This is a genomic window from Variovorax sp. AC103 (genome assembly GCF_979254005.1).
Window position 1 is genome coordinate 272,333 of sequence record NZ_CEEDFC010000001.1, and the last position, 24,737, is coordinate 297,069.

24 protein-coding genes are annotated in these 24,737 nt (G+C 68.9%); 15 read left to right on the forward strand and 9 right to left on the reverse strand.

Annotation, left to right across the window (positions count from 1 at the left end; translation table 11 throughout):
* The first annotated feature begins 221 nt into the window (after positions 1-221).
* From AC0IYU_RS01280 to AC0IYU_RS01300, 5 genes are read left to right on the forward strand one after another with little or no spacing between them, the layout of a single operon-like run.
* Positions 222-1,391: an efflux RND transporter periplasmic adaptor subunit gene (locus AC0IYU_RS01280; protein WP_472112087.1), complete on the forward strand. Its 1,170-nt coding sequence runs from the start codon at positions 222-224 to the stop codon at positions 1,389-1,391.
* On the forward strand, positions 1,384-4,479 hold the full coding sequence (locus AC0IYU_RS01285; RefSeq protein WP_472112090.1) for an efflux RND transporter permease subunit: 3,096 nt from the start codon (positions 1,384-1,386) through the stop codon (positions 4,477-4,479). The genes AC0IYU_RS01280 and AC0IYU_RS01285 overlap by 8 nt, the downstream gene beginning before the upstream one ends.
* A gap of 19 nt (positions 4,480-4,498) precedes the next feature.
* Complete coding sequence (locus AC0IYU_RS01290) at positions 4,499-5,998, forward strand: efflux transporter outer membrane subunit (protein ID WP_472112092.1); 1,500 nt, start codon at positions 4,499-4,501, stop codon at positions 5,996-5,998.
* Positions 5,995-6,378 carry a RidA family protein gene (locus tag AC0IYU_RS01295; protein WP_472112095.1) on the forward strand — a complete coding sequence of 128 codons (384 nt, stop codon included), beginning with the start codon at positions 5,995-5,997 and terminating at the stop codon, positions 6,376-6,378. The genes AC0IYU_RS01290 and AC0IYU_RS01295 overlap by 4 nt, the downstream gene beginning before the upstream one ends.
* Positions 6,375-6,740 (forward strand): hypothetical protein, encoded by a 366-nt coding sequence (locus AC0IYU_RS01300; RefSeq protein ID WP_472112099.1) that lies wholly within the window; start codon positions 6,375-6,377, stop codon positions 6,738-6,740. Before AC0IYU_RS01295 ends, AC0IYU_RS01300 begins: the two co-directional genes overlap by 4 nt.
* Here the strand turns inward: AC0IYU_RS01300 and AC0IYU_RS01305 are convergent.
* The 6 genes from AC0IYU_RS01305 to AC0IYU_RS01330 all read right to left on the reverse strand — a co-directional run bounded on the left by AC0IYU_RS01305 (position 6,704) and on the right by AC0IYU_RS01330 (position 12,750).
* Complete coding sequence (locus AC0IYU_RS01305) at positions 6,704-7,777, reverse strand: patatin-like phospholipase domain-containing protein (protein ID WP_472112102.1); 1,074 nt, start codon at positions 7,775-7,777, stop codon at positions 6,704-6,706. The genes AC0IYU_RS01300 and AC0IYU_RS01305 overlap by 37 nt on opposite strands.
* Entirely contained in the window at positions 7,774-8,187 is a 414-nt protein-coding gene (locus AC0IYU_RS01310; protein WP_472112105.1) for a PIN domain-containing protein, read from the reverse strand. Before AC0IYU_RS01310 ends, AC0IYU_RS01305 begins: the two co-directional genes overlap by 4 nt.
* A 7-nt stretch (positions 8,188-8,194) precedes the next feature.
* Positions 8,195-8,452 carry a type II toxin-antitoxin system Phd/YefM family antitoxin gene (locus AC0IYU_RS01315; RefSeq protein ID WP_472112107.1) on the reverse strand — a complete coding sequence of 86 codons (258 nt, stop codon included), beginning with the start codon at positions 8,450-8,452 and terminating at the stop codon, positions 8,195-8,197.
* A gap of 62 nt (positions 8,453-8,514) precedes the next feature.
* Entirely contained in the window at positions 8,515-10,890 is a 2,376-nt protein-coding gene (locus AC0IYU_RS01320; RefSeq protein ID WP_472112110.1) for a Tex family protein, read from the reverse strand.
* A gap of 79 nt (positions 10,891-10,969) precedes the next feature.
* Positions 10,970-11,866 (reverse strand): sensor histidine kinase, encoded by an 897-nt coding sequence (locus AC0IYU_RS01325; protein WP_472112113.1) that lies wholly within the window; start codon positions 11,864-11,866, stop codon positions 10,970-10,972.
* Positions 11,867-11,955: 89 nt separating this feature from the next.
* A complete protein-coding gene (locus AC0IYU_RS01330; RefSeq protein WP_435440231.1) occupies positions 11,956-12,750 on the reverse strand; it encodes a LuxR C-terminal-related transcriptional regulator in 795 nt (264 codons plus the stop codon).
* 384 nt (positions 12,751-13,134) lie between these two features.
* Between AC0IYU_RS01330 and AC0IYU_RS01335 the strand changes: the two genes are divergently transcribed.
* From AC0IYU_RS01335 to AC0IYU_RS01370, 8 genes are all read left to right on the forward strand, one after another.
* Positions 13,135-13,824 (forward strand): hypothetical protein, encoded by a 690-nt coding sequence (locus AC0IYU_RS01335; protein WP_472112116.1) that lies wholly within the window; start codon positions 13,135-13,137, stop codon positions 13,822-13,824.
* Positions 13,825-13,901: 77 nt separating this feature from the next.
* On the forward strand, positions 13,902-14,873 hold the full coding sequence (locus AC0IYU_RS01340) for a hypothetical protein (protein WP_472112119.1): 972 nt from the start codon (positions 13,902-13,904) through the stop codon (positions 14,871-14,873).
* Positions 14,874-14,889: 16 nt separating this feature from the next.
* Positions 14,890-15,228 carry a hypothetical protein gene (locus AC0IYU_RS01345; RefSeq protein WP_472112122.1) on the forward strand — a complete coding sequence of 113 codons (339 nt, stop codon included), beginning with the start codon at positions 14,890-14,892 and terminating at the stop codon, positions 15,226-15,228.
* 58 nt (positions 15,229-15,286) lie between these two features.
* Entirely contained in the window at positions 15,287-15,793 is a 507-nt protein-coding gene (locus AC0IYU_RS01350) for a hypothetical protein (protein WP_472112125.1), read from the forward strand.
* Positions 15,794-15,853: 60 nt separating this feature from the next.
* Positions 15,854-16,219, forward strand: coding sequence for a GIY-YIG nuclease family protein (locus tag AC0IYU_RS01355; RefSeq protein ID WP_472112127.1), 366 nt, complete (start codon positions 15,854-15,856; stop codon positions 16,217-16,219).
* On the forward strand, positions 16,216-16,668 hold the full coding sequence (locus tag AC0IYU_RS01360) for a MarR family winged helix-turn-helix transcriptional regulator (protein WP_472112130.1): 453 nt from the start codon (positions 16,216-16,218) through the stop codon (positions 16,666-16,668). The genes AC0IYU_RS01355 and AC0IYU_RS01360 overlap by 4 nt, the downstream gene beginning before the upstream one ends.
* Before the next feature lie 62 nt (positions 16,669-16,730).
* Positions 16,731-17,324, forward strand: coding sequence for a DUF2239 family protein (locus AC0IYU_RS01365; RefSeq protein ID WP_472112133.1), 594 nt, complete (start codon positions 16,731-16,733; stop codon positions 17,322-17,324).
* 56 nt (positions 17,325-17,380) lie between these two features.
* Positions 17,381-18,745, forward strand: a complete 1,365-nt coding sequence (locus AC0IYU_RS01370; protein WP_472112718.1) for an MATE family efflux transporter — start codon at positions 17,381-17,383, stop codon at positions 18,743-18,745.
* 21 nt (positions 18,746-18,766) lie between these two features.
* Here AC0IYU_RS01370 and AC0IYU_RS01375 read toward each other — a convergent pair whose 3' ends face one another.
* Positions 18,767-19,243 carry a VOC family protein gene (locus AC0IYU_RS01375; RefSeq protein ID WP_472112136.1) on the reverse strand — a complete coding sequence of 159 codons (477 nt, stop codon included), beginning with the start codon at positions 19,241-19,243 and terminating at the stop codon, positions 18,767-18,769.
* Positions 19,244-19,412: 169 nt separating this feature from the next.
* Here AC0IYU_RS01375 and AC0IYU_RS01380 point away from each other — a divergent pair, with 169 nt between their 5' ends.
* Positions 19,413-20,708 (forward strand): serine hydrolase domain-containing protein, encoded by a 1,296-nt coding sequence (locus AC0IYU_RS01380; RefSeq protein ID WP_472112721.1) that lies wholly within the window; start codon positions 19,413-19,415, stop codon positions 20,706-20,708.
* 354 nt (positions 20,709-21,062) lie between these two features.
* Positions 21,063-21,602 carry an HD domain-containing protein gene (locus tag AC0IYU_RS01385; RefSeq protein WP_472112139.1) on the forward strand — a complete coding sequence of 180 codons (540 nt, stop codon included), beginning with the start codon at positions 21,063-21,065 and terminating at the stop codon, positions 21,600-21,602.
* Here the strand turns inward: AC0IYU_RS01385 and AC0IYU_RS01390 are convergent.
* Positions 21,587-23,083, reverse strand: coding sequence for a flavin-containing monooxygenase (locus AC0IYU_RS01390; protein WP_472112142.1), 1,497 nt, complete (start codon positions 23,081-23,083; stop codon positions 21,587-21,589). The two genes, AC0IYU_RS01385 and AC0IYU_RS01390, sit on opposite strands and share 16 nt — an antisense overlap.
* 9 nt (positions 23,084-23,092) lie before the next feature.
* The gene (locus tag AC0IYU_RS01395; protein ID WP_472112145.1) at positions 23,093-24,694 is read right to left on the reverse strand and encodes an MFS transporter; all 1,602 of its coding nucleotides are present in this window, start codon (positions 24,692-24,694) and stop codon (positions 23,093-23,095) included.
* Between the last annotated feature and the right edge of the window lie 43 nt (positions 24,695-24,737).

The following is a 24,737-nucleotide window of genomic DNA, read 5'->3' on the forward strand; positions in this document are numbered from 1 at the left end:
GCGTCTTCCTGACTGCAGGCCGTTGCCGGCATGCAGCACAGGGCGCACCCGCCACACCGGCCGATCCTGAAGAAATCTTCAGGATTTCTTGGGCGCTTCTTCAGGCACTTTTTTCTACCCTCCCCGGCAGGGGACGGGAGCGGATCGAGGGCACGCAAAGGCATTCCGTGCGCGGCGCGCCTGTCCAGCTGCTGACCCGCTCGCCTGAGATGGAGCCCGAGATGATGAAGAAGAAAAAATCGCTGTACCAGGTCACCAACGCCCGCATCTTTTTCGGCGTGCTGACCTGCGCGGCCCTGTGCGTCGACTCGTTCGACAACACGGCCCATGCGGCCACCGCGGTGGCCGCCGCCCCCGCGCCGATGCTCGTGCGCCAGGGCAACCGCCTGAGCGTGCCCGCCGGCTCCCCGCTGCGCGACCGGCTGCTGGTGGCCACGGTGGGCCAGCAGACCTCGCCGCACGACGTGAGCCTGCCGGCCACGGTGGAGGCCAACCCGGCCAACACCGTCAACATCCTGCCGCCGCTGACGGGCAAGCTGCTTGAGCTGAAGGTGCATCTGGGCGACAGCGTGAAGCGCGGGCAGGTGCTGGCCACCATGAGCGCGCCCGACCTGGCGCAGGCCGTGGCCGATGCGCAAAAGGCGCGCGACGCGCTCGACCTGGCGCAGCGCGCCTTGGTGCGTGCGCGCGGCGTGAACGAGGCCGGCTCCAACGCGGCCAAGGACGTGGAGGCCGCACAGAGCAGCGTCGTGCAGCAGACCGCCGAGCTGCGCCGCAGCGAGGCGCGCCTGCGCAGCCTGGGTGCCGAAGCTGTCAACACGCAGATCGGGCAGGCCGCGCAGGTGCTGAAGATCGTTGCGCCGCTGGCCGGCACGGTCACGGCCCTGAACGCCGCCGCGGGCGCCAACCTGAACGACGCCACCGCGGCGCTCATGACGGTGTCGAACCTCGATTCGGTCTGGGTCACGGTGAACGTGCCCGAGAGCGTGGTGGGCTCTGTGGCGCCGGGGCAGAACGCGGTGGTCACGCTGGCGGCCTACCCGGGGCGCAGCTTCAGCGGCAAGGTGGGCTTCGTGAGCGCGGTGCTCGACGCGGACACGCGCCGCGCGCGCGCGCGCATCGTGTTCGCCAACCCCGAGGGCCTGTTCAAGCCCAACATGTACGCCACCGCCGTGCTCGGCGTGCCGCAGGCCGCGCAGGCGCAGGTGCCGGCCTCGGCGCTGCTGATGAACAACGACAGCGTGAGCGTGTTCGTGGAGGCCGAACCCTGGACCTTCGTGCGCCGCATGGTGGAGCTGGGCCGCGAGGACGGCGACAGCGTGCGCATCCGCAGCGGCCTGGCCGCGGGCGAGCGCGTGGTGGTGCGTGGCGGTGTGCTGCTGAATGATTAATCTCATCATCACCCAGTTCTTTCGCCGCAGGCACCTGGCCTGGGCGATGTCGATCGCGCTGCTGCTGTTCGGCGCCTGGTCGTGGACGCAGATGACGGTCGAGGCCTATCCCGACCTGGGCGACGTGACGGTGCAGGTCACCACGCAGGTCAACGGCCTGGCCGCGGAAGAGATCGAGCAGCAGATCACCACGCCGCTGGAGCGCGCGCTGAGCAACACGCCGGGGCTGGCCTCGATCCGCTCGAGCAGCACCTTCGGGCTGTCGCTGATCAACCTGAGCTTCAAGGACGGCACCGACGACTACTTCGCGCGCCAGCGCGTGACCGAGCGCATCGGGCAGGTCACGCTGCCTTCGGGCGCGCAGCCGGGCCTGGGGCCGGTCGCGGGGCCGGCGGGCGAGATCTACCGCTACACGCTGGAGTCGGACACCAAGAACCTCATGGAGCTGTCGGAGCTGCAGCGCTGGAAGGTGATTCCCGCGCTCAAGCAGGTGGCGGGCGTGGTGGACATCAACAACTTCGGCGGCTTCACCAAGGAGTTCCAGCTGGAGCTGGACCCGGCGCGGCTGCAGAAATACGGGCTGGTGCTGAACGACGTGGTCACGGCCATCAACAACAACAGCGCCAACGCGGGCGGCGGGCGCATCGCGCGCGGCGACCAGAGCTACGTGGTGCGCGGCATCGGGCAGATCCACACGCTGGACGACCTGGGCACGGTGGTGGTGGCGCAGAACGGCGGCTCGCCGGTGCTGGTGCGCGACCTGGGGCGGCTGCAGTTCGGCCACCAGGAGCGCGGCGGCATCCTGGGCAAGGACACCAACCCCGACACCATCGAAGGCATCGTGCTGATGCTCAAGTACGAAAACCCTTCGCGCGTGCTCGAAGGCGTGCATAAGAAGATCGACGAGCTGCAGGCCGAGCTGGCGCCCATGGGTGTGAAGATCGTGCCCTACATCGACCGCGACGACCTGGTGAAGCTCACGGTCGACAAGGTGACGCACACGGTGCTCGAAGGCATGGCGCTGGTGTGCTTCGTGCTCATTCTTTTCCTGGGCAGCCCGCGCAGCGCGGTGGTGGCCGCCGTGGCCATTCCGATGTCGCTGGTCACGGTGTTCATCGTGATGCACTTCACGCGCATGCCGGCCAACCTGTTTTCGCTGGGCGCGATCGACTTCGGCATCATCGTGGACGGGGCCATCGTGGTGATGGAGGCCATTCTTCGCCGGCGTGAAGAGGAGCCGAACGCCACGCTCACCGAGGGCAACATCCTCGAAACCGTGAGCCATGTGTCGGGGCCGATCTTCTTCGCCACGCTGATCATCATCACGGCGTACTTTCCGCTCTTTGCCTTCGAGCGCGCGGAGGGCAAGCTGTTCAAGCCGATGGCCTTCACCGTGGGCTACGCGCTGGTGGGCGCCCTGCTGTGCGCGCTGACGCTCATTCCGAGCCTGGCCTACGTGGCGCTTCGCAAGCCGAGCAAGCCCTTCGTCAACAAGCCGCTGGTGTGGCTCACGGGGGCGTACCGCCGCGTGCTTGGCCGGTTGCTGAACACGCCGTCCATCGCCTACGCCCTGAGCGCCGTGGCGCTGGCCGCGGTGGTGGTGCTCGGCGCCACGGCCGGGCGCGAGTTTTTGCCCGACATCGACGAAGGCGCGCTGTGGCTGCAGGTGCAGCTGCCCTCGGGCCTGTCGCTGGACAAGGCCAGCGAGATGGCGACCGAGATGCGGCACGTGCTGCTCGAATATCCCGAGGTGTCGTACGTGGTGACGCAGCTGGGCCGCAACGACGACGGCACCTACCCATGGACGCCTTCGCACATGGAAGTGCCCGTGGGCCTGAAGCCCTACAGCGAGTGGCCGGCGGGCGTGAACAAGGGCGCCTTCGTGCGCACGCTCACCGAGCGCTTCGCGCGCATGCCGGGCTTCGACGTGGGCATCAGCCAGCCGATCATCGACGGCGTGAACGACGCCGTGGGCGGCGCGCACAGCCCGCTGGTGCTGCGCATCTACGGCGACGACCTCAAGGAGAGCCGCCGCATCGGCAACCAGATCGTCGAGCTGCTGGGCACGGTGCGCGGCACGGCGTCGGCGTCGCTGTTCCAGGAGCCGCCGATTCCGCAGGTGGTGATCGCGCTGAACCGCGAGGCGGCGGCGCGCTTCGGGGTGAACGCCAACGACGTGGCCAACCTCATCCAGACCGGCATTGGCGGCGCGCCGGTGATCACGGTGTACGCGGGCAACCGCACCTACAACGTGTCGGTGAAGATGCCCAAGAGCGCCAAGGGCAACACCGAGGCCATCGGCGCGCTGCTGCTCAACAGCTCCAGCGGGGCGAAGGTGCCGCTCGCGCAGGTGGCCGACATCCGGCTGCAGACCGGCGAAAGCACCATCTCGCACGAGATGAACGAGCGGCAGATCACCGTGCGGGTGGACAACCGCGACCGCGACCTGGCCTCCTACCTCGACGAAGCCCGGGACCGGATCGCCAAGGAAGTGAAGTTCGACCCGGCGAAGTTCCGCCTGCAGTGGGCGGGCCAGTTCGAGAACCAGCAGCGCGCGCAGTCGCGCCTGGGCATTTCGCTGGCCATCGTGGTCTGCATCATGGCGGTGCTGCTGTTCTTCCAGTTCGGCAAGATCCGCCAGGTGGCGCTGATCCTGGGCGTGGTGCCGATGGCCACGCTGGGCGGGCTGATCGCGGTGCACGTGGCGGGCGAGACGCTGAACGTGGCCACGGCCGTGGGCTTCATCGCGCTGTTCGGCGTGTCGATACAGAACGGGATCATCATGGTGGCGAACTTCCGCCGTGTGCGCGGCGAAGGGCTGGCGCTGCAGGCGTCGGTGCTCGAAGGCGCGGCCGAGCGGCTGCGCCCGGTGCTGATGACGGCCACGGTGGCCTCGGTCGGCATGCTGCCTGCCGCACTGGCCACCGGCGTGGGCACCGACGTGCAGCGCGGGCTGGCCACGGTGGTGGTGGGCGGGCTGGTGGTGTCGACGCTGCTGACGCTGTTCATCTTGCCGACGCTGTTTTTCGCGCTCGAACGGTTCTTCGAGCGCAAGGGCTGGGGTGCGCGCTCCCGGCGTGACCGGTGAGAAGGCGGGAGACAAGACCATGAAGAACACAAACCTTGCGACACCCCTCGCCGCAGGCATCGCGCTGCTGCTGGGCGGTTGCGCGGTCGGGCCCGACTATGTGCGCCCGCCGCTGAACCTGCCGAGCGGGTACACCGCTGCGCCCCCCGAGCCCACGCAGGCCGAGGGCGTGCCCCTGCCCCGCCTGTCGCCCGAGCTCGACGTGCCGGCCCAGTGGTGGCAGGCCTTCCGCTCGGAGCCGCTGAACGCGCTGATCGTGCAGAGCCTGGCGGGCAACCCGAACCTCGAGGCCGTCGACGCCGCGCTGCGCGTGGCGCAGGAGAACGAGGCCGCCGACCGCGCCGCCTTCTGGCCCAGCGTGGCGGTGGGCTACTCGCCCACGCGGCAGCGCGTGGCCGGTGCGGTCGCGAGCCCGGTGGCGTCGAACGCCAACCTGTACACGCTGCACACGGCGCAGGTGACCGTGTCGTACACGCCCGACGTGTTCGGCGCCACGCGCCGGCAGGTCGAGGGCGCGCAGGCGCAGACCGAGCAGCAGCGCTTTCAGACCCTGGCCGCGAAGCTCTCGCTGAGCAGCAACGTGGTGGCCGCGGCGATCACCGAGGCTTCGCTGCGCGCCCAGCAGCGCGCCACGCAGGCCATCGTCGCGGACCAGAAGGAGGTGCTGCAGGCCTACCGCAAGCAGCAGCAGCTGGGCCAGGTGGCGCTGGCCGACGTCGATGCGCAGGAGGCCTCGCTGGCCGCCACCGAGGCCACGCTGCCGCCGCTGGACAAGCAACTGGCGCAGCAGCGCAACCTGCTCGCCACGCTGGCGGGCCGCTACCCCAGTGAAGGCGTGGCGGCGCATTTCGAGCTCGATGCCTTGCAACTGCCCGCGGAACTGCCGCTGACGCTGCCGTCCACGCTGGTGGAGCACCGGCCCGACGTGCGCGCGGCCGAAGCGCAATTGCAGGCCGCGAGCGCCGCCATCGGCGTGGCCGTGGCGGCCCGGCTGCCCAACGTGACGCTGGGCGTGAACTACGGCTCGTCGGCGTACACGCTGTCGCAGCTGTTCAAGTCGTCGTCGCTGTTCTGGACGCTGGCGGGCAGCGTGACGCAGCCGGTGTTCGACGGCGGCGCGCTCAGGCACAAGGAGGCCGCCGCGCGCGCCTCGTTCGACCAGGCCGCCGCGCAATACCGCGCCACGGTGCTGGGCGCGTTCCAGGACGTGGCCAACACGCTGGAAGCCATCGCCGCCGACACGCGCACGCTGCAGGCCGCCGTGACGGCGGAGCGCACCGCGTCGCAAAGCCTGGCGCGCACACGCACGCAGGTGCGGCTGGGCGACGCCAGCGCGCTGTCGCTGCGCGTGGCGCAGCAGGCCCAGCAGCAGGCGCAGCTCAACCTGGTGCAGGCACGCGCGCTGCGGCTGACGGACGCGGCCGCCCTCTTCCAGGCCCTGGGCGGCGGCTGGTGGAACGCAGCGCCGGCGCAGCTCGCCGAGTCATCCCGCACACCACAAGAACCGGCACAGCCATGAACATCCTTCGCCACGAAATGGGCCCCCGCTTCAGCGAGATGGTGACCGTCGACCTGGGCAGCGCCCGCCTGCTGTACCTGTCGGGCCAGGTGGCGGAGAACCCGTCGCTGGACATCACGGGGCAGACGCGCGAGATCCTGCACCAGATCGACCACATGCTCGCCACCCAGGGCGCGACCAAGCAAGACCTGGTGAGCGTGACGATCTACCTGCGCACCGTGGGCGACTACGCGGCCATGAACTCGGTGTGGGACGAATGGGTGCCCCAGGGCCATGCGCCCGCGCGCGCCACGGTGGGCGCGAAGCTCATCGATTCGGAGTACCGCGTCGAGATCCAGGCCACGGCAGCCATCGGGCCGGCGGCTGGAGCTCTGCCGTGAGGTCCGCCGGCCGGGCCGCCGTGCTGTGGGCGCTGGCGCTGGGCGGCTGCACGGCCTTCGACGCGCATTCCTTCGATCATTCCGCCGGCTGGCGCGCCGCGCAGGTCGTGGCGCTGGGCCGGGCCGCCGACCTGGCCGGCACCGTCGATCGCGACTGCGGCGCGCCGGGCGGCGGCACCGCCCCCTACGCCGTCGTGCGCTACCGCAACGGCGGCGTTCACACCCGCTCGCTGGGCACGGCGCGCCTGCCCGCGGGCGCCGACCTCGGGCTCGGCGACGAGGTGCATGTGAACATCCTCGATTGCGCCGCGCCGCTGGTGGCGGCTCAGAGCGGCAGCAGTTCGGGCACGCCGTCGCGCTGAAGCCAGCCCTCGAACTCGTCGGACAGGCGCTGCGCCTCGCGCGTGGCCTGGTCCCAGGCCGCGATGCGCGCCTGCGCGTCGTGGGCGAAGTGAATGAAGTCCTTGCGGTCGGGCAGCTTGCCGTTGGGCAGCGAGCGCACCCACTCGGGGTCGGGCGCCAGCACCACCATGCGGTCGAGGAAGCCGGTGGATTTGTGGCGCCAGCGCAGGCCCTTGTCGAGCCAGCCCGGCACCACGGCCTGCTGGAAGTGCGGGTACAGCACGATGCCTTCGTCCGCGGGCTGGTAGTCCAGGTGCAGGTGGTAGTCGGTGATGCCGCCGTCCCAGTAGGCGCCGCGCGGCGCGCCCGGAATGTCGTGCACCGCCGCCAGCAGGAACGGAATGGAACACGAGGCCTGCAGCACCATGTTGAAGTTGGCCTCGCTCAGCGCATGCTGGCGCGTGCGCAGGTCGCGCGTGCCGAAAGGCAGCGCCGCGCCGGGCGTGGAGAACACGCAGCGTTCCAGCCAGGCGCCCAGGCTCTTGCGGTGCAGGCTGTTGGTGGCAAAGGCACCCAGGTAGCCGACCGGCGTGCGCGCCCTGCCCTCGCGCCCGAGGATGTGGCGCCCGCGCGAGGTCACCACGTGCAGGCGGTAGCGCGGGTGGTTCAGCACCTCGGCAATGCGCCCGCCGTAGAAGTCTTCGAGCCCCTGGGCGAACTGGTCGCTGAGCTGCCGCGGGCTGAGCCGCTTCTGCCCGGAAGGCACTTCGAACTGCTGGTGCACATAGTCGTGCTCGAAGCGCCGGAACGCCGCCTCGGGGTCGGACAGGCAGGCCGTCGAAAGCCGCCAGGCGCCGATGGAGGCGCCCACCAGGTGCACCGGCTGGCTCGACCGCGCGAGCCAGCGCCCGAAGATGAACCGGTCGAGCGGCCCGAGGATCAGGCCCTTGGGCCCGCCTGCCGCACCGGGGACGGTGCGCACGTCCTGCGGGCGCAGGCCGTGCTGTTCGATGTGCTTGCGGGCCGCGGGGCCGGCGTAGATGCGCAGGGCTTTCATCCCTGCGTTTGCTCGAAGGGGTTGAACACGTCGACGCCGAACCCGGCGAAATCGCTCACGTTGCGTGTTACCACGGTCAGCGCATGCTGCCTGGCCGTGGCGGCAATCATTGCGTCCTCGTACAGGGTGTTCGAACTGCGATGCATCAGCTTCGCCCACAGCCTGAAGGTTTCCGCGTCCATGGGCAACACGTTGTAGGACGCTGCAACCAATGCGGCCCACTGCTCGATTTCGTCAGCCTTTGCGGCGTCCTGTTCGCGCGTGAGCTCGATGCCGGCCTGGATTTCCCCCAGCGTCACCGCGGAAAGATGGAGATCGCTGTCTGCAATTGGCGAGAGCCACGCGATGACTGCGCCATGAGGGCGAGGCCTGCGAAGTTCTGAGATGACATTCGTATCCAGCAGGTACATCCCAGCCTCAGCGCAGTGGCGTGATGTGGCGCCTGCGGGCAGCGCCCCGCGGCGGAACCAGGAATTCGGTGCGTGCTTCGGTGGAAAGCAACAACGCCTTGAGCGAAGGCTTGGCCGTTGCGTGCAATCGCCGCCATTCGGCAGCAGGCACTAGCACGGCCGCCTCAGTGCCACGCTTCGTGACCATCTGCGGCCCATCGACCAGACAGGCCTCGAGAAACTCGCTGAAACGCGCTTTGGCGTCCTGAACGGGCCAGCTTTTCATTGCGACCTCCATCAAACTAGTTAGATGACTAGTCTATCAGGCGGGTCACTCCTGCGCATTTGCTACTTACGAAGGCCCTGCAACTTCGCAAACGCGCTGGCCATCTGCCCCGCCGGCTGCGGCGAGTTGTCGCGCCGTCCTTGCTGCTGCTGGCCGCGCCCCGCACCTTCGAAGCGGTTGTCGCGTGGCCCGTCGCGCCGTGCCGGGGCCGCATCGAGCTTCATCGACAGCCCGATGCGCTTGCGCGCCACGTCCACTTCCATCACCTTGACCTTGACGATGTCGCCGGTCTTGACGACCTCGCGCGCGTCGGTCACGAACTTGTGGCTCAGCTGGCTCACGTGGACCAGGCCGTCCTGGTGCACGCCCAGGTCGATGAAGGCGCCGAACTGGGCCACGTTGCTCACGGTGCCCTCGAGGATCATGCCCTCGACCAGGTCCTTGATGTCGTCCACGCCGTCGTTGAAGCGCGCCACCTTGAAGTCGGGGCGCGGGTCGCGGCCGGGCTTTTCCAGCTCACCCAGGATGTCCTTGACCGTGATGACGCCGAACTTCTCGTTGGCGAACAGCTCGGGCTTCAGGGTCTTGAGCATGTCGGCGCGGCCCATCAGCTCGGCGATGGGCTTGCCGGTCTTCACGATGATCTGCTCGACCAGCGGATAGGTTTCCGGGTGCACGCCGGTGATGTCCAGCGGGTCGGCGCCGCCGCGGATGCGCAGGAAGCCCGCGCTCTGCTCGAAGGCCTTGGGGCCGAAGCCGCTCACGTCCAGCAGCTGCTTGCGGGTGGAGAACGCGCCGTTGGCTTCGCGCCAGCGAACCACCGCCTTGGCCACGCTGCCCGACAGGCCCGACACGCGGCTCAGGAGCGGCACGCTGGCGGTGTTCAGGTCCACGCCCACCGAGTTCACGCAGTCTTCGACCACGGCCTGCAGGGTGCGCGCGAGTTCGCTCTGGTTCACGTCGTGCTGGTACTGGCCCACGCCGATGCTCTTGGGGTCGATCTTCACGAGTTCGGCCAGCGGGTCTTGCAAACGGCGGGCAATGGACGCAGCGCCGCGCAGGCTCACGTCCACGTCGGGCATTTCCTGCGAGGCGAATTCGCTGGCGGAGTACACCGAGGCGCCGGCCTCGCTCACCACGACCTTGTCGACCTTCATTTCAGGCGCGCCGGCCTGCTCGGCCATCCTGGCCAGCAGCTTGATGAGGTCGGCGGCCAACTTGTCGGTTTCGCGGCTGGCGGTGCCGTTGCCGATGGCGATCAGGTTCACGCCGTGCTTGGCGCACAGCTTGCCCAGCGTGTGCAGAGAGCCTTCCCAGTCCTTGCGCGGCTCGTGCGGGAACACGGTGGCGGTCTCGACCAGCTTGCCGGTGGCATCCACCACGGCCACCTTCACGCCGGTGCGGATGCCGGGGTCCAGGCCCATCACCACGCGCGGGCCGGCCGGTGCGGCCAGCAGCAGGTCGCGCAGGTTGTCTGCAAACACCTTGATCGCGACTTTTTCGGCGTCTTCGCGCAGGCGGGTGAACAGGTCGCGCTCGGTCGACAGAGCCAGCTTCACGCGCCAGGTCCAGGCCACGCACTTGCGCAGCAGGTCGTCGGCCGGGCGCCCGGCATGGCTCCAGCCCAGGTGCAGCGCGATGCGGCCTTCGGCGATGCTGGGCTTGCCCGGCTCGGGCTCCACGGGCAGCACCAGCTTGGCGTCGAGGATGTCGAGCGCGCGGCCGCGGAACACGGCCAGCGCGCGGTGCGACGGTACGCGGCCGATGGGCTCGTCGTATTCGAAGTAGTCGCGGAACTTGGCGACGTCGGCGTTGTTCTCGTCCTTGCCGGACATCAGGCTCGACTTGAGCAGGCCTTCGTTCCAGAGCCACTCGCGCAGGCCCTGCACCAACGCCGCGTCTTCGGCCCAGCGCTCGGAAAGGATGTCGCGGACACCGTCCAGCACCAGCGGGACGGTCGAAAAATCGGGGCCCGGCTTGCCGTCGTCCAGCGTGGTGGCGGGCTTCAGGAAGGCCTGCGCTTCGGCGGCGGGGTCCAGCGTGGGGCTGGCCAGCAGCTTGTCGGCCAGGGGTTCGATGCCGAATTCGCGGGCAATCTGGCCCTTGGTGCGGCGCTTCTGCTTGAACGGCAGGTACAGGTCTTCGAGTTCCTGCTTGGTCGGCGCGAATTCGATCGCGGCGCGCAGTTCGGGCGTGAGCTTGCCCTGCTCGTCGATGGCCTTGATCACCGCGCCGCGGCGGTCTTCGAGTTCGCGCAGGTAGGAAAGGCGGGCCTCCAGCTCGCGCAGCTGCACGTCGTCGAGGCCGTCGGTGACTTCCTTGCGGTAGCGGGCGATGAATGGAACCGTGGCGCCCCCGTCGAGCAGTTCGACGGCGGCCTTCACCTGATGCTCGCCGACCTTGATTTCGGCGGCGAGCTGGCGAATGATTTTCTGCATGCTTGAGCGCGTCCCTGGCAAAGCGCGGGAGTTTGCCATAGGCGCGCCCGCGCCCCGCCCGGGTGGCCCGGCGTGCGTGTTACAGCATGCGTTCGGTCGCGGGAAGCACGCTGTGCGGCTCGCTCGCCGAGGCCTGGCACGGCACCACCAGCCGCACGCACAGGCCGTGCGGCTCGATGTCGATGACGGCCAGCTCGCCGCCGATGGCGTCGGCCCGTGAACGCATGCTGCGCAGCCCCTTGCCCAGGCTCCCCGGCGCGCCGGCGGGCGCGTCCAGGCCGCGGCCGTTGTCGCGCACCTCGAGCACCAGCGAGCGCGCGCGGTCCTGCGCGCCGACGCGCAACTCCACGTGGGTTGCGCGGGAATGGCGCAGCGCGTTGGACAGGGCTTCCTGCGCGACCCGGCAGACCTGCGTTGCCGTGTCGGGCCGCACCCTGCATTCCAGGCTTTCGGAGGCGATGTTCCATTCGAGCGTGATGCCCATGCGTTCGAACGCGGGCCGCAGCCGGTAGCGCAGGTGCCCCAGCCGCTCGAAGACGGTGGCTTCGCTCTGGTCGTCCAGGTCGTCCACGGTCATCTGCAGTTCGAGCAGGCAGGCCTGCAGCGCCATCGAGAGCCCGTTGGAGTGGGCTGCCTTCGGGTCCTGGCTGGCCAGCAGGGCCAGCAGCCGCGAGCCGACGCCGTCGTGCAGGTCGTTGGCGATGCGCCGGCGCTCGGCCATCACCGCCTGCGCCTGCCGCCCCTGCGCGACGCGGCGCAGCGAGAAATAGCCGATGCTGACGATCGTGCCCAGCACCATCAGGTTGACCGCCTGCAGCGTCCAGAACGCGAACGGCACGTCGTGCGCCATGACGTTGATGGCCGCGTTGCCCCGGATCACCTGCGCCGCCACCGGCGTCAGGTGCAGCGCTCCGGCCAGGCCGGCCCACATCAGCACCCGGCGCCGCGAAGCGCGGTGCCGCAGCCAGGTCAGCAAGACAACCCAGGTTCCGATCGACAGCCACACATACTGGTCTTCCAGAAAGTGCGGTAGGAAAAGGACCTGCTGCGCGAACATCTCATGCCCTACAAAAGACCGCGGTGGGAGGCAAAGCTCACCGCTTGCGCCCGGGTGTGGGCGTGCAGCTTGCGGTAGATGTTCTTGACGTGTGCGTTAACCGTTTGTGCGCTGATGGTGAGCTGAAGCGCGATCTCTTCGGTCACATACCCGGTGGCTACAAGTCGCAACACTTCGCGCTCCCGCGCCGATAACGTCGCCTTGCTGTCCGGCGGGCGCACCGGGTTGACATTCGAGCGCTTGTGGTCGAGATGCACGAGCAGCCGGCGCGCCAGCCGCGGCGTGATGGCTGCCCCGCCGTTGACCACCTGCAGCACGGCCTGCGCATAGCTCTGGAACCAGGCGTTCTTGACCAGGTAGCCCGAGGCGCCGAGCTCGAAGGCATGCAGCACCTGGGGTTCGTCTTCGAGCGCCGAGATGACGATGATCTCGGCCGCGCTGCGGTGCCGCTTGGCCTCTTCGATGAGCTCGAATCCGCTGCCGTCGCCGAGGCGGATGTCCACCATCAGCACGTCGAACTCGTGCTGCAGCAGCAGGCGCCGTCCTTCGCGCAGGGTGCCCGCCTGCCCTTCGAGCTGGATGCGCAGGTCGCCCAGCAATTCCTGGGCGATGACGCGCCGCACGAAGGGGTCGTCGTCGACCAGCAGAACGCGCACTGGTTTGGTCTGCTGGCCGGTCAGAAAGTCCGGCCAGGGAAGGGTGTCGGCGGACGGCGAGAGCAGTCCTCCGAACTGTCCAGGATTGGAGTATTTAGTTCCCCTGGCTCCGACGTCTGTCAACGAATTGTCGATTTCGCTTTCCATTCCAGCCCCTTTGTAACAACGAGAACACCGTGTTCGTGACCAAAAGTTAATTCATTTCTACTCAAATATTGACTTCCAGCTTTTTTGATTACTTCGGTTGCATTCTGTTGCGACTACCCTCAAATGTCCAACGAAAGTGGTAGTTTTTACATTGTTGGCCGCGTGGGGAAGCGGTTTCTTGTGGCCGTCCGCAGCCGCTTCAGGCACTCCTTTCGCCATAGCCTGGCATTACCCAGCCTGGGGCATTTTTCATCGCCAGGTGGACGCAGAAACTGCACCTCGGTCGTCACGGAAGCTTCTTTTTTCCGCGGCACTGACCGGTAGCTGATGGCCGGATGGTCCGGTTGATCAGGTTTGTTTCAACACACCTATAGAGGCAGCATCATGAAGAAGACTCTCATCGCCATCGCTGTGGTTCTGGTTGGCGGCGTTGCTTCGGCAACTGGCAGCTCGGCCATTGCGGCCACCAGCACGACGACAGGCTCCTCCAGCTCGGCAGGTTCGTCGGCGGCCAGCTCCGGAACGGGCAGTGCATTGAGCTACAACGCGGCCAATTCCAGCTCGGCGGCCAACGCCGGTGCCTCGGGCGGCGCATTCGCCATTCCGGGCTTCGCACTGGGTGGCGCCACCGCGCACGGTTCCGCGACCACCATGGGCAGCGTGACCAGCATGGCCGCGACCACGGGCAACGCTGCGGCTTCGGGTGGCGCCAACGCTTCCGCCAATGCAGGCTCGATGGCCAACGCCAATTACGCCGCGGGCGGAGCCAACGGCGTGAGCGGCAATGCAGGCGGTACCGCCGGCTCGCTCACCAACAACACGGCCGCGACGGCAGCAGGTCCTGGCGGCGGCCTGGCCGTGGTGACGCGCACCTCGGGCACCACGTCGAGCTTCAACGCCTCGTCCGGCGCGGTCAACGGGTTCATCAACGGCACCACGACTTCCGCCACCGCGGGTTCGACCGGCGGCTCCAGCGGCGTGACCAACTTCCACTTCGGCAATGCAGGGACCTTCAGCAACGGTGGCGGCACCGGCGGCGTCGCGCTGTCCGGCGCAGCCGCATCGGCTCCCTGAGCGGCATGCGCATCGGTTGCTGAACCAGAAATAGGGAGGGGCTCCCGCCCCTCCCCGGTCATCAAAGGAGACGAAAAATGAAGAAGCTGATTCTCTTTGCGTTGCTGACGGTGTCCGCGGCAACCATGGCGCAAACGACCAACAACGGCGGCGCGAACAACGGGGCGTCCAGCACGGCCTCCACGTCGGCCCAGGGTAACAACCAGGCCGTGACGTTCACCAGCCCCGGCACCGTGAACTCCACGTTGACCAGCACGCAGAACGTCAACAACAGCGGTGCCACCACGAGCACCGTCGACTACCAGGGCAGCTACACGATCAAGAACGTGCCGTCGGTCAACGGGCCCAACCTGACCACCAGCAACGACACCTGCATGGGCAGCACCAGCGCGAGCGCGAACGGCCCGGGCGTCGGATTGAGTTTCGGCACCACCTGGACGGACGAACATTGCAAGCGCCTGAAGATGAGCCGCGAGCTCTGGAACAAGGGCATGAAGGCCGCGTCGCTCGCCATGGACTGCATGGACGCGGCGGCCCAGGCCGCGCTGGAGATGACGGGCACCAAGTGCCCGCAGTCGATGAGCGCGGACGAGCGCGTGAGCGCCTACGGTCCGCAGGCCTCGTCCGCAGGTGCGCCCCCCTCGGCGCCGCGACCGGTGGCGGTGACCCCCGTGGCGCCGGTGGCTCCCCTGGCGCCGGCCCCGGTGGCGCCGATCGCTCCCCCAGCCCCGGCGGCGCAGGCACCACAGCCGGTGCAGCAGCCCGTGGCCGCCATCGCGCCACCCGAACCGGTCGCCCTGCCGGGCCCCGTGCCTGCGACGGCACCGTTGCCCGCGCCGCCTGCGCCCATGGCCGAAGCGGCGCCCGCTGTGCAACTGGTGGCCGCGCCCGCGACGCCGGCCTCCGAGGTGAGCGTGATGCCGGTCGCCAGCGCCACCGTCACGGCCATCGACCCGACCGACGTTGCCGCCATTCGCGCCGCCCGCCTGCTGGGCGAGTCGGTCGGCGACGTGGCGGCCGCGCCGCGCTCGATGGTCTACCCGCAATGAACGCCAGGAGTCCAAGATGACCAGGACCCTGCGCTTGTGGACGGCGGCCTGTTGCCTGGCGACCCTGGCAACGGCCGCGGCGGCCGCTCCGCCGCCCACCTACGTGCTGCGCGTCGAGCGGCTGCCCATGGGCAGCGGCCTGCAGAACGCACGAGGCACCGACAACGCCGAGCCGGTCGGCGACCTGGGCGTGTGGCACGTGCCGCAGTACATGCCGGGCTACCCGACCTCGGCGACGATCTGGCCGCGCGTGGTCATCATCCAGTGCGCGACCGACCTGTGCGCGGGCTACGAGGTCACGCCGGAACTCGGCCGCGGCGAGTACCTGTTCTTCGTGCCGGCCCAGCAGAAATAGCGCACACCGGCCGCACGGCACGCGCCCCACGGGGCGCGCCTTGCCGTACCCTTCGCGCATGACCTCCCTCGCGCGCTTCCTGCGCGGCCTTCTTCGCGTCATTGCCACGGCCCTCGTCGTCCCCCTGTTGCTGTTCGAGGAATGGGGATGGGAGCCGCTGGCCGCGCTCGTGGCGCGGCTGTCCCGACTCCCCTTCTGGGCGGCTCTCGAAGACCGCCTGCGGCGCCTGCCGCCCTGGGGCGCGCTGCTGGCGTTCTTCGTGCCGGTGGTGTTGCTGCTGCCGGTCAAGGTGCTGGCGCTCTTCCTGTTCGGCAGCGGGCACGCCGCCACCGCGCTGACCGTGTTGGTGCTGGCCAAGCTGGTGGGCACGGCGCTCGTTGCGCGGATCTTCCAACTGGTCGAAGGGCCGCTGATGCGCATTCCCTGGTTCGCGCGCTGGTACCCGCGCTGGAAGGCATGGAAGGACGGCGTGTTCGCGCTCGTTCGCCAGAGCCGGCCCTGGCGGCTGGTGCGGGCGATCAACCGGCGCATCTCACGCGGTTGGCGGCGGCTGCGGGAAGGTTGAGCGCTTTATTTTTACCCGGGTATATTGCGAATTTAATTTTGCCCGGGTAATATTTGGCGCATGAACCTCTCGACCGAATCCCGACGCGCCCTCACACGCCAGTACAAGGACAACGTGCGACCGGCTGGCGTCTTCGTCGTGCGCCATCGACCCGACGGCCGCGTCCATGTGTCCGGCAGCCTCGACGTGGGAGGCGCCATGAACCGCGCGCGCTTCGAGCTCAACCTGCGCTCGCACCGCAACAAGGCCCTGCAGGCCGACTGGCTCGCACATGGCGCCGGTGCCTTCGACTTCGAGGTGATCGACCGGGTCAAGGAGCGCCCGGAAGACCCGGCCTTCGACCGCGCCGCCGAGCTCGAAAAGCTCCTGGCGCTCTGGCAGGAAGAATTGCAGTGCTTCGGCGCGCAGGGCTACAACACCCCATGAACGCCACGGACCACATCGACGCACTCGACTTCTGCCTGACCCTGGGCCGAGCCCACGCCCGGCTCCACCGGAGGCTCGACGAAGACCTTGGCGCGTTCCACGGGTTGAACTTCAGCGACTTCACCCTCCTCCACCTGCTGATGGGCGCGCACGACGCCCGCCTGCCCCTGGACAGCCTCGCGCACACCCTGGGCCTGCCGATGTCGGCGCTCGTCCGCCGGATGGTGCTGCTCGAGAAGACCGGGCTGGCCGAACGCGTGGCCGGCCCCGACGCGGACCCGCGACGCCACGCGGCCTTGCGCCCCGGCGGCCGGCAGTTGGCGCAGGGCGCAGTCGCCACCGTGGAGGCCCATTGCAGGGAGGCCTTGCGGCCGATCGCCGTCGAGCGCCTGCATGGGGCCCGGCAGGTTCTGAGGGCCATGTGCGGCGACACCGGGCTGCACGCCTGAGCGCCGCAGCGAGTAGATTACGCACCTCGTTTCGCCCAAACACCGGGAGACAAAAACCCCGAATGTCACCAGACACCCCCCCCATCACCCTGACCGTGTTCTTCGGTTTCCAGCGCGTTGCGCAGGGCAGCAAGACCGACGTGATCGAGCAGCTGCGCCGCCGCGACGACCCCGGCCCGTACCTCGCGTTCGACGACCAGACCGGCGAGCAGCTGGACCTCGACCTGCACGACCTGCAGGAGCGGCCGGTGTCCGGCCCCTCCGCAGCGCCACCCCACCGCGCCGCGCACCGTGACGAGGCCCCGCGCGGCGTCGGCAGGCCCAAGCTCGGCGTGGTCGCGCGCGAGGTCACGCTGCTGCCGCGCCACTGGGACTGGCTGGGCCGCCAGCCCGGCGGTGCGTCGGTCGCCTTGCGCAAGCTGGTCGAAGACGCGCGCCATGTGCACGCCGAGCGCGACACCGTGCGTGCCGCGCGTGAAGCCACCTACCGCTTCATGACCGCCATCGCGGGCAACCTGCCCGGCTTCGAGGAAGCCACCCGCGCGCTGTTCGCCGGCGAGGCGCAGCGCTTCAACACCCTGATCGAACCCTGGCCCGCCGACCTGCGCGTCCACTTGCAAGAAATCTCGGCCGCCGGCTGGAACACCCCTTCATGAGAACAACCCCCGAAACCCCCGGCAGCAGCACTGCCGGCCAGAGCGGCCTGCAAGGCATGCCCGTGTCGCCCGTCAATGCGTCGCGCCCGCTGTGGAAGGTCTTTCTTTTCTTCCTGGCGCCGATGCTGCTCAGCAACATCCTGCAGTCGCTGTCGGGCACGCTGAACAACATCTACGTGGGGCAGATGCTGGGCGTGCGCGCGCTGGCGGCGGTGTCGAGCTTCTTCCCGGTGATGTTCTTCTTCATCGCCTTCGTCATCGGCCTGGGCGCGGGCGCCTCGGTGCTCATCGGCCAGGCCTGGGGCGCGCGCGACGTCGCCAAGGTCAAGGCCGTGGCCGGCACCACGCTGTCGGTGGGCATCCTCATGGGCCTGCTGATCGCGGTGTTCGGCGGTGTCTTCACCACGCCGATGCTCGCCATGCTGGGCACGCCGCCCGACGTGCTGGCCGACTCCACGCGCTACGCCCGCATCATGCTCATCGCCATGCCGGGCCTGTTCGTGTTCCTGATGTCCACCGCCATGCTGCGCGGCGTGGGCGACACCGTCACGCCGCTGTTCACGCTGGTCATCTCGACGGTGGTCGGCCTGTTGGTGACGCCTGCGCTGATTCGCGGCTGGGGCGGCCTGCCGCAGCTCGGCGTGGCCAGCGGGGCGTGGGCGACGGTGGTGGCCTTCGTGGTGGCGACCCTGTGGCTGGGCTTTCGGCTGCGCCAGCGCAAGAGCCCGCTGGCACCCGACGCGGAGTTCTTCCGCAACCTGCGCATCCAGCCGCAGCTGCTGAAGGCGGTGCTCAAGATCGGCGTGCCCACGGGCGTGCAGATGATCGTGGTGGCACTGGCCGAGGTGGTGCTGCTGTCGATGGTCAACAGCTACGGCTCCAACGCCACGGCGGCCTACGGTGCGGTGAACCAGGTGGTCGCGTACGTGCAGTTCCCGGCCATTTCGATTGCCATCACCGCGTCGATCCTCGGCGCGCAGGCCATCGGCGCGGGCCGCGCCAATCGCCTGGGCGCCATCGCGAAGACCGCGCTGCTGATGAACCTGGTGCTGACGGGCGGCCTGGTGCTGCTGGGCTACCTGTTCTCGCGCCACCTGATGGGTTTCTTCATCACCAGCGCGCCGGTCATCGAAATTGCACAGACGCTGCTGCACATCATGCTGTGGAGCCTGGTGATGTTCGGCATGGCCTCGGCCCTGTCGGGGATCATGCGGGCCAGCGGCTCGGTGCTGGTGCCCACGCTGATCTCCATCGTCTGCATCCTGTGCGTCGAGGTGCCGGTGGCCTACGTGATGAGCCATCGCATGGGGCTGGACGGCATCTGGATCGCCTACCCCGCCACCTTCGGCGCCATGCTGCTGCTGCAGACCGGGTACTACCAGCTGGTGTGGCGCAAGAAGGCGATCCAGCGGCTGGTGTAGCCGGCGCGGCACCGGCCGGGGTCAGTTTCCGTCGAAGGCCTTCTGCACCTCGGCGATGTCGAGCTTGACCATCTTCATCATCGCCTGCATCGCGCGAGCGGCTTTGGCCGGATCCTTGTCCTGGAACATGCGGATCACCGGCGTGGGCGCCACCTGCCACGACACACCGAAGCGATCGGTGAGCCAGCCGCACTGCACCGGCTGGCCGCCGCCTTCGAGCAGCTTCTCCCAGTAGCTGTCGACCTCAGCCTGCGTCTCGCACCTCACGTACATCGAGATGGCGTGGGTGAACTTGTACTGCGGCCCGCCGTTGAGCACCATGAACTCCTGCCCGTCGAGTTCGAAGGTCGCGGTGAGCAACTGGCCCTTCTTGGCGGGGTCGACGTCGCCCCAGAGCAGCGTGTCGGTCACGCGCGAATTCGCGAAGATGGCGCTGTAGAACTTCAGCGCGTCCCCGCCGTTGCCGTCGAACCAGAGGCAGGGAACGATCCTTTGCATGGGTGTCTCCGTTGCTGTGACGATGAACCGGAAAGTTCAGTATTGGAGCGGCGCAGCGCGCTTGTCAACCCGAGCAAGGGCCTGTCAGTGGGGAGTTCCCATGCGCGGATGCGGTCCACAATGCCGCATGCATACACCAATTTTCAGCCGCTTCAAGGGCCGTGCCGCGATGCTCGCGTGCGTGTTCGCATCGATGTCGGCGGCCCACGCGGCCGACGCCACCGAGGTTCCCGACGCGGCGGCCAGCGACCCCGCGGCGCTCGGCTGGATGACCGGCTCGCCCCCTGCGCCCGAGCGCACCCTGCGCTTCGAGGACGGCAGCTATTTCCGGTTTCCGGCGATGCGCTGGAGCGTGGCGAACTTTCGCCAGCTCATGCCGACGATGAACGTCTCGCGCGGCCTGGGCGCGCCGGCCGGCCTGCGCTACGCCCTGCGCTCGGACATCGATGCGCTGGATTTCACGCCGCTTGGCGCGACCGCGCCCATGACCTGGGCGCAGTCGCTGGCAGCCACGTACACCGACGGCATCGTCGTGCTGCACCGAGGGCGCATCGTCTACGAGCGCTACTTCGGCGTGCTGAAGGACGACGGCCAGCACGGCGCCATGTCGGTCACCAAGTCGGTGGTCGGCACGCTGGGCGCGATGCTGGTGGCCGACGGCACGCTCGATGCGAGCAAGCCGGTGGCCTACTACGTGCCCGAGCTCGCGAGGTCCGCCTTCGGCGATGCCACCGTGCGCCAGGTGCTCGACATGACCACCGGCTTGAAGTTCAGCGAGGACTACGCCGACCCGAACGCCGAGGTCTGGGCCCACGCGCAGGCCGGCAACCCGCTGCCCAAGCCAAAGGACTACACCGGCCCGCGCAGCTACTACGAGTTCCTGCAGACGGTGCAGCCCGAAGGCCGCCACGGCGAGGCCTTCGGTTACCGGACCGTCAACTCCGACGTGCTGGGCTGGGTCATGGCGCGCGCCACAGGGCGCAACGTGGCGCAACTGCTGTCCGAGCGCATCTGGCGCCACCTGGGCGCCGAGCAGGACGCCTATTTCAGCGTCGACTCCATCGGCACGCCCTTTGCCGGCGGCGGCCTGAGCACCGGCTTGCGCGACCTCGCGCGCTTCGGCGAAATGATGCGCAACGACGGCCGCGCCAACGGCCGCCAGGTGGTGCCCAAAGCCGCCGTCGACGACATCCGCCGCGGCGCCGACAAGGCCGCGTTCGCCAAGGGCGGCTATGCGCTGCTGCAGGGCTGGAGCTACAGGAACATGTGGTGGGTCACGCACAACGACCATGGCGCCTACATGGCGCGCGGCGTGCACGGCCAGCGCATCTACGTCGACCCGAAGGCCGAGATGGTCATCGTGCGCTATGCCTCGCACCCGGTGGCGAGCAACGCGGCGAACGATCCGGTCACGCTGCCCGCCTTCGAGGCGCTGGGGCGGCATCTGCTCGCCCGGCACCGCTGACGATTGCCAGCGGGCGTTGCATCGCGGGCACAGCTCTCCTGCGCCAGGTCGGCCGTGGTCGCGCGGTCCGGCACCTTGCGGGAGAGAAAGCTCAGCAGTTCGCGGTAATAGCGTTCGAACACAGGCGCAGCACACCCGAGCAGGGTGGATCGAAGTCCAGAGACAGGTTGGCTTCGACACGGCGCGTGGCTGACCTGATGCGATACAGAAAACGGAAAGCGCCGACTATCTGCGGCTTCGCGGCACATGCGCCGCACCCTAGCGGCGCGCCCGCCGACATCGGCGATGCGCCAGGGCCGCCCTGGCGCGCTGTGCGCAAAGGCAGAATGGAAAAAAGCAAAAGGACAACACCGCATGACCCTTGCCTCCAGCAACCCCGCCCAGGTTCCACCTCCCGCTGACGCACGTGCCTACGCCATCGCGATGCACGGCGACCAGAAATACGGCGCGCACCCTTACGCGCACCACCTGGACGCGGTGGTCGCGCTGCTCCAGCCCTACGGCGCGACGGCGCAGGTCATCGGCTACCTGCACGACGTGGTCGAGGACACCGACGCCACGGTGTCCGACGTGCAATCGCGCTTCGGCGACCTGGTCGCCCGTTGCGTGTCGCTGCTGACCGACGCACCCGGCGCCGACCGCAAGGAACGCAAGGCCAAGACCTATGCGGCGCTCGCGAAGGTGACGGGCGACGAGGAACTGGCCCTGGTGGTCAAGGCCGCCGACCGGCTGGCCAATGTGCGGGCCTGCGTGGCCGACGGCCACCGCAAGCTGTGGGACACGTACCAGGGTGAGCACCCCACCTTCCGGACGGCGGCGTTCCGTGCGGGGCACTGCGATCCGCTGTGGGCGGAGCTCGACACCCTGCTGTCTCCCGCTCACGCGCCGGCTTGAGCCGGGTGCGGGCGCGGCGGGTTCGAGAACGTCATCACCCCGTCGTCCACCTTGCCGAAGCGCAGGCTCAACAGGTCGCGCAGGTAGTTCTGGTGCACGCGCCACGGGGTGCGCGAACCCTGCTTCGGAAACTTGCCCACGGCACGCGTCACATAGCCCGACGAGAAATCCAGCCACGGTTGCGGCACCAGCGCGGCGCCGGCGTTGCGCGGCGTGCATTGCGCCCAGCCGTGCTTCTCCATGTGGTTGAGCAGCCGGCAGACGTACGCGCAGGTCAGATCGCTCTTGAGCGTCCATGAGGCATTGGTGTAGCCGAACGACGAGGCCAGGTTCGGCACGTCGCTGAACATCATGCCCTTGTAGTTGAAGGTGTTGGCGGGGTTCACGGCGACGCCGTCCACTTCGAGCTGCACGCCACCCAGCACTTCGAGTTCGAGACCCGTGGCCGTCACCACCAGGTCGGCCTCCAGTTCCTTGCCGGATTCCAGCCGGATGCCACGCGGCGTGAAGGTGTCGATGCGCTCCGTCACCATCGAGGCCCGCCCGGACTTGAGCGCGGCGAACAGGTCTCCGTCGGGCACGAGGCACACGCGCTGGTCCCACGGGTTGTAGCGCGGCGTGAAGTGCCTGCCGACGTCGTAGCCCGGGCCCATCGCGTGGCGCACGCCGCCGACGATCAGCCGCTTCACCCGCTGCGGCCGGCTGCGCGCGAGGCGGAAGAAGAACATGCCCAGCAGCACGTTCTTCCACCGCGTGATGCCGTACGCGAGCCTCGCGGGCAGAACGCGCCGAAGCCGGTTGGCGATCGGGTCCTCGGCCGGACGCGCCACCACGTAGGTCGGCGAGCGCTGCAGCAGCGTGACGTGCGCGGCGGTCTTCGCCAGCGCGGGCACCAGCGTCATCGCAGTGGCGCCGCTGCCGATGACGACCACGCGCTGGCCGCTCGCATCGAGGCCTTCGGGCCAGTGCTGCGGGTGCACGATGCGCCCGGCGTAGCTGGCGGCGCCTTTGAATTCGGGCGTGTAGCCCGCGTCGTAGCGGAAGTAGCCGCTGCACAGGAACAGGAAGTTGCAGCGCAGGCGCAGCGGCAGCCGCTCGGGTCCGATTTCGGCATCGACGCGCCAGCAGGCCTCGGCCGTCGACCACGAAGCGCGCACCACGCGGTGGTTGAAACGGATGTTCCGGTCGACACCATGCTGCGCCGCCGTGTCGCGCAGGTAGTTCAGGATGGCCGGCCCGTCGGCGATCGACTTCGGCTGCGTCCAGGGGCGAAACCGGTAGCCCAGCGTGTACATGTCGGAATCGGAGCGCACGCCGGGGTAGCGAAACAGGTCCCAGGTGCCGCCGCTGCGCTCGCGCCCTTCGAGGATGAGGTAGCTGCGCCCCGGACATTTCTCCTGCAGGTGGCAGGCGGCGCCGATGCCCGAGAGGCCCGCGCCGACGATCAGCACATCGACGTGTTGTTCTTCCTGCACCGGCATGTCGTCTCCTTATGTCTTGCCCGGGCCTCCCGCAGCAGGGCCGCCCCGGATCATCAGCCACGCGCTGGCCGCGCTCAGCACGGCCAGCCCGGCGCCCAGCAGCATCACCCACCGGAACCCCGCCACGAACGACTCGGCCACCGCGCGCTTGAGCGCGGCGGCGGTGGCGGCATCCACGCCCGGCGGCACGCCCGCGCCCGCCAGCTTGCTGCGCTCGCCTTCGAGGAACGCCGACACCTGTGCCGACGCACCCATGTCGCGCAGGTGGCCGGCCAGCGCCATGTCGAACGCCCAGGCCATGATCGCGCCGAACACCGCGATCGCCAAGACCGCTGCCGCGCGCGACACGGCGTTGTTCACGCCCGAGGCCACGCCCGCCAGCTCGGGCCCGACCGCGTTCATGACCGTGGTGGTCAAGGGCGCCACCGTCACCGTCATGCCGAAGCCCAGCACCACCACGGCCGGAAAGAAGCCGCTCCAGTAGCTCGCGCCCACGCCCGGCATCGCGAACAGCGCGAAGCCGACAGCCGCAATGGACGGCCCCACCACCAGCGGCATGCGCGGCCCGAAGCGGTCGACCAGTTGCCCGGCCCAGCACGAGAGCGCGAACATGATGAAGATGAACGGCAACAGCGCTGCGCCGGCCACCGTGGCCGAGTAGCCCTGCACCTGGATCAGGTTGAGCGGAAGAAAGTACAGCGCACCGCCCAGCGCCGCATACAGCAGCAGCGTCAGCAGGTTGGCGCCGCTGAAGTTGCCGATGCGCAGCAGCCCCAGAGGCAGCATCGGCGCGCGCACCTTGCGCTCGGCCGCGATGAAGCCCAGGCTCCCCGCCACGCCGACGGCCAGCGCGGCGAGCACCGCCGGCGACCGCCAGCCCTGCGTCGGCGCCTCGATGAAGGCATACACGATGCCGCCGAGCCCGGCCGTCGCCAGCAGTGCGCCCCACAGGTCGAGCCCGCCGCCGGCCGAGGCGCCGCGGCTCTCGGGCACGTGCCGCCACACGATCCACAGCACGCCCAGCGCCATCGGCACGTTGATGAGGAAGGCCCAGGTCCAGGAGAAGTGATCGACCAGGAAGCCGCCCAGCACCGGCCCCACCGCCGCGGTGATGCCGCTGAAGCCCGACCAGGTGCCGATGGCCTTGCCGCGCTCCTTCGCGGGGAATGACGCGCTGATGAGCGACAGGCTGCCCGGCACCAGCAGTGCCCCGCCGATGCCCTGCACTGCCCGCGCCGCGATGAGTTGCTGCACGCTGACCGAGAGCGCGCAGGCCACGGACGACACGGCGAAGATGCCGACCCCGACCGCAAAGATGCGCCGCCGCCCGTAGTGGTCGCCGAGCGCGCCCCCCACCAGCAGCAGTGCCGCCAGCAGCAAGGCATACGACTCGACCACCCATTGCGCCTGGAAGGCCGTGGCATGCAGGTCGGCCTGGATGGCCGGCAGTGCCACGTTGACGACGGTGCCGTCGATGAAGGCCATGCTGGAGCCGACGATGGCCGCGGCGAGCACCCACGGCTTGGAGGCCTCGGGGCAACGGGCCTCGTCGGCCTTGTGGCCATGCAGGATCAGCGTGTCGTCGCAGGGCGCCTTGCCGATCTGTGCCATGAGGTCTCCTTGTGGTGGGATTCCCGGTGTCGCTCCTTCCCCC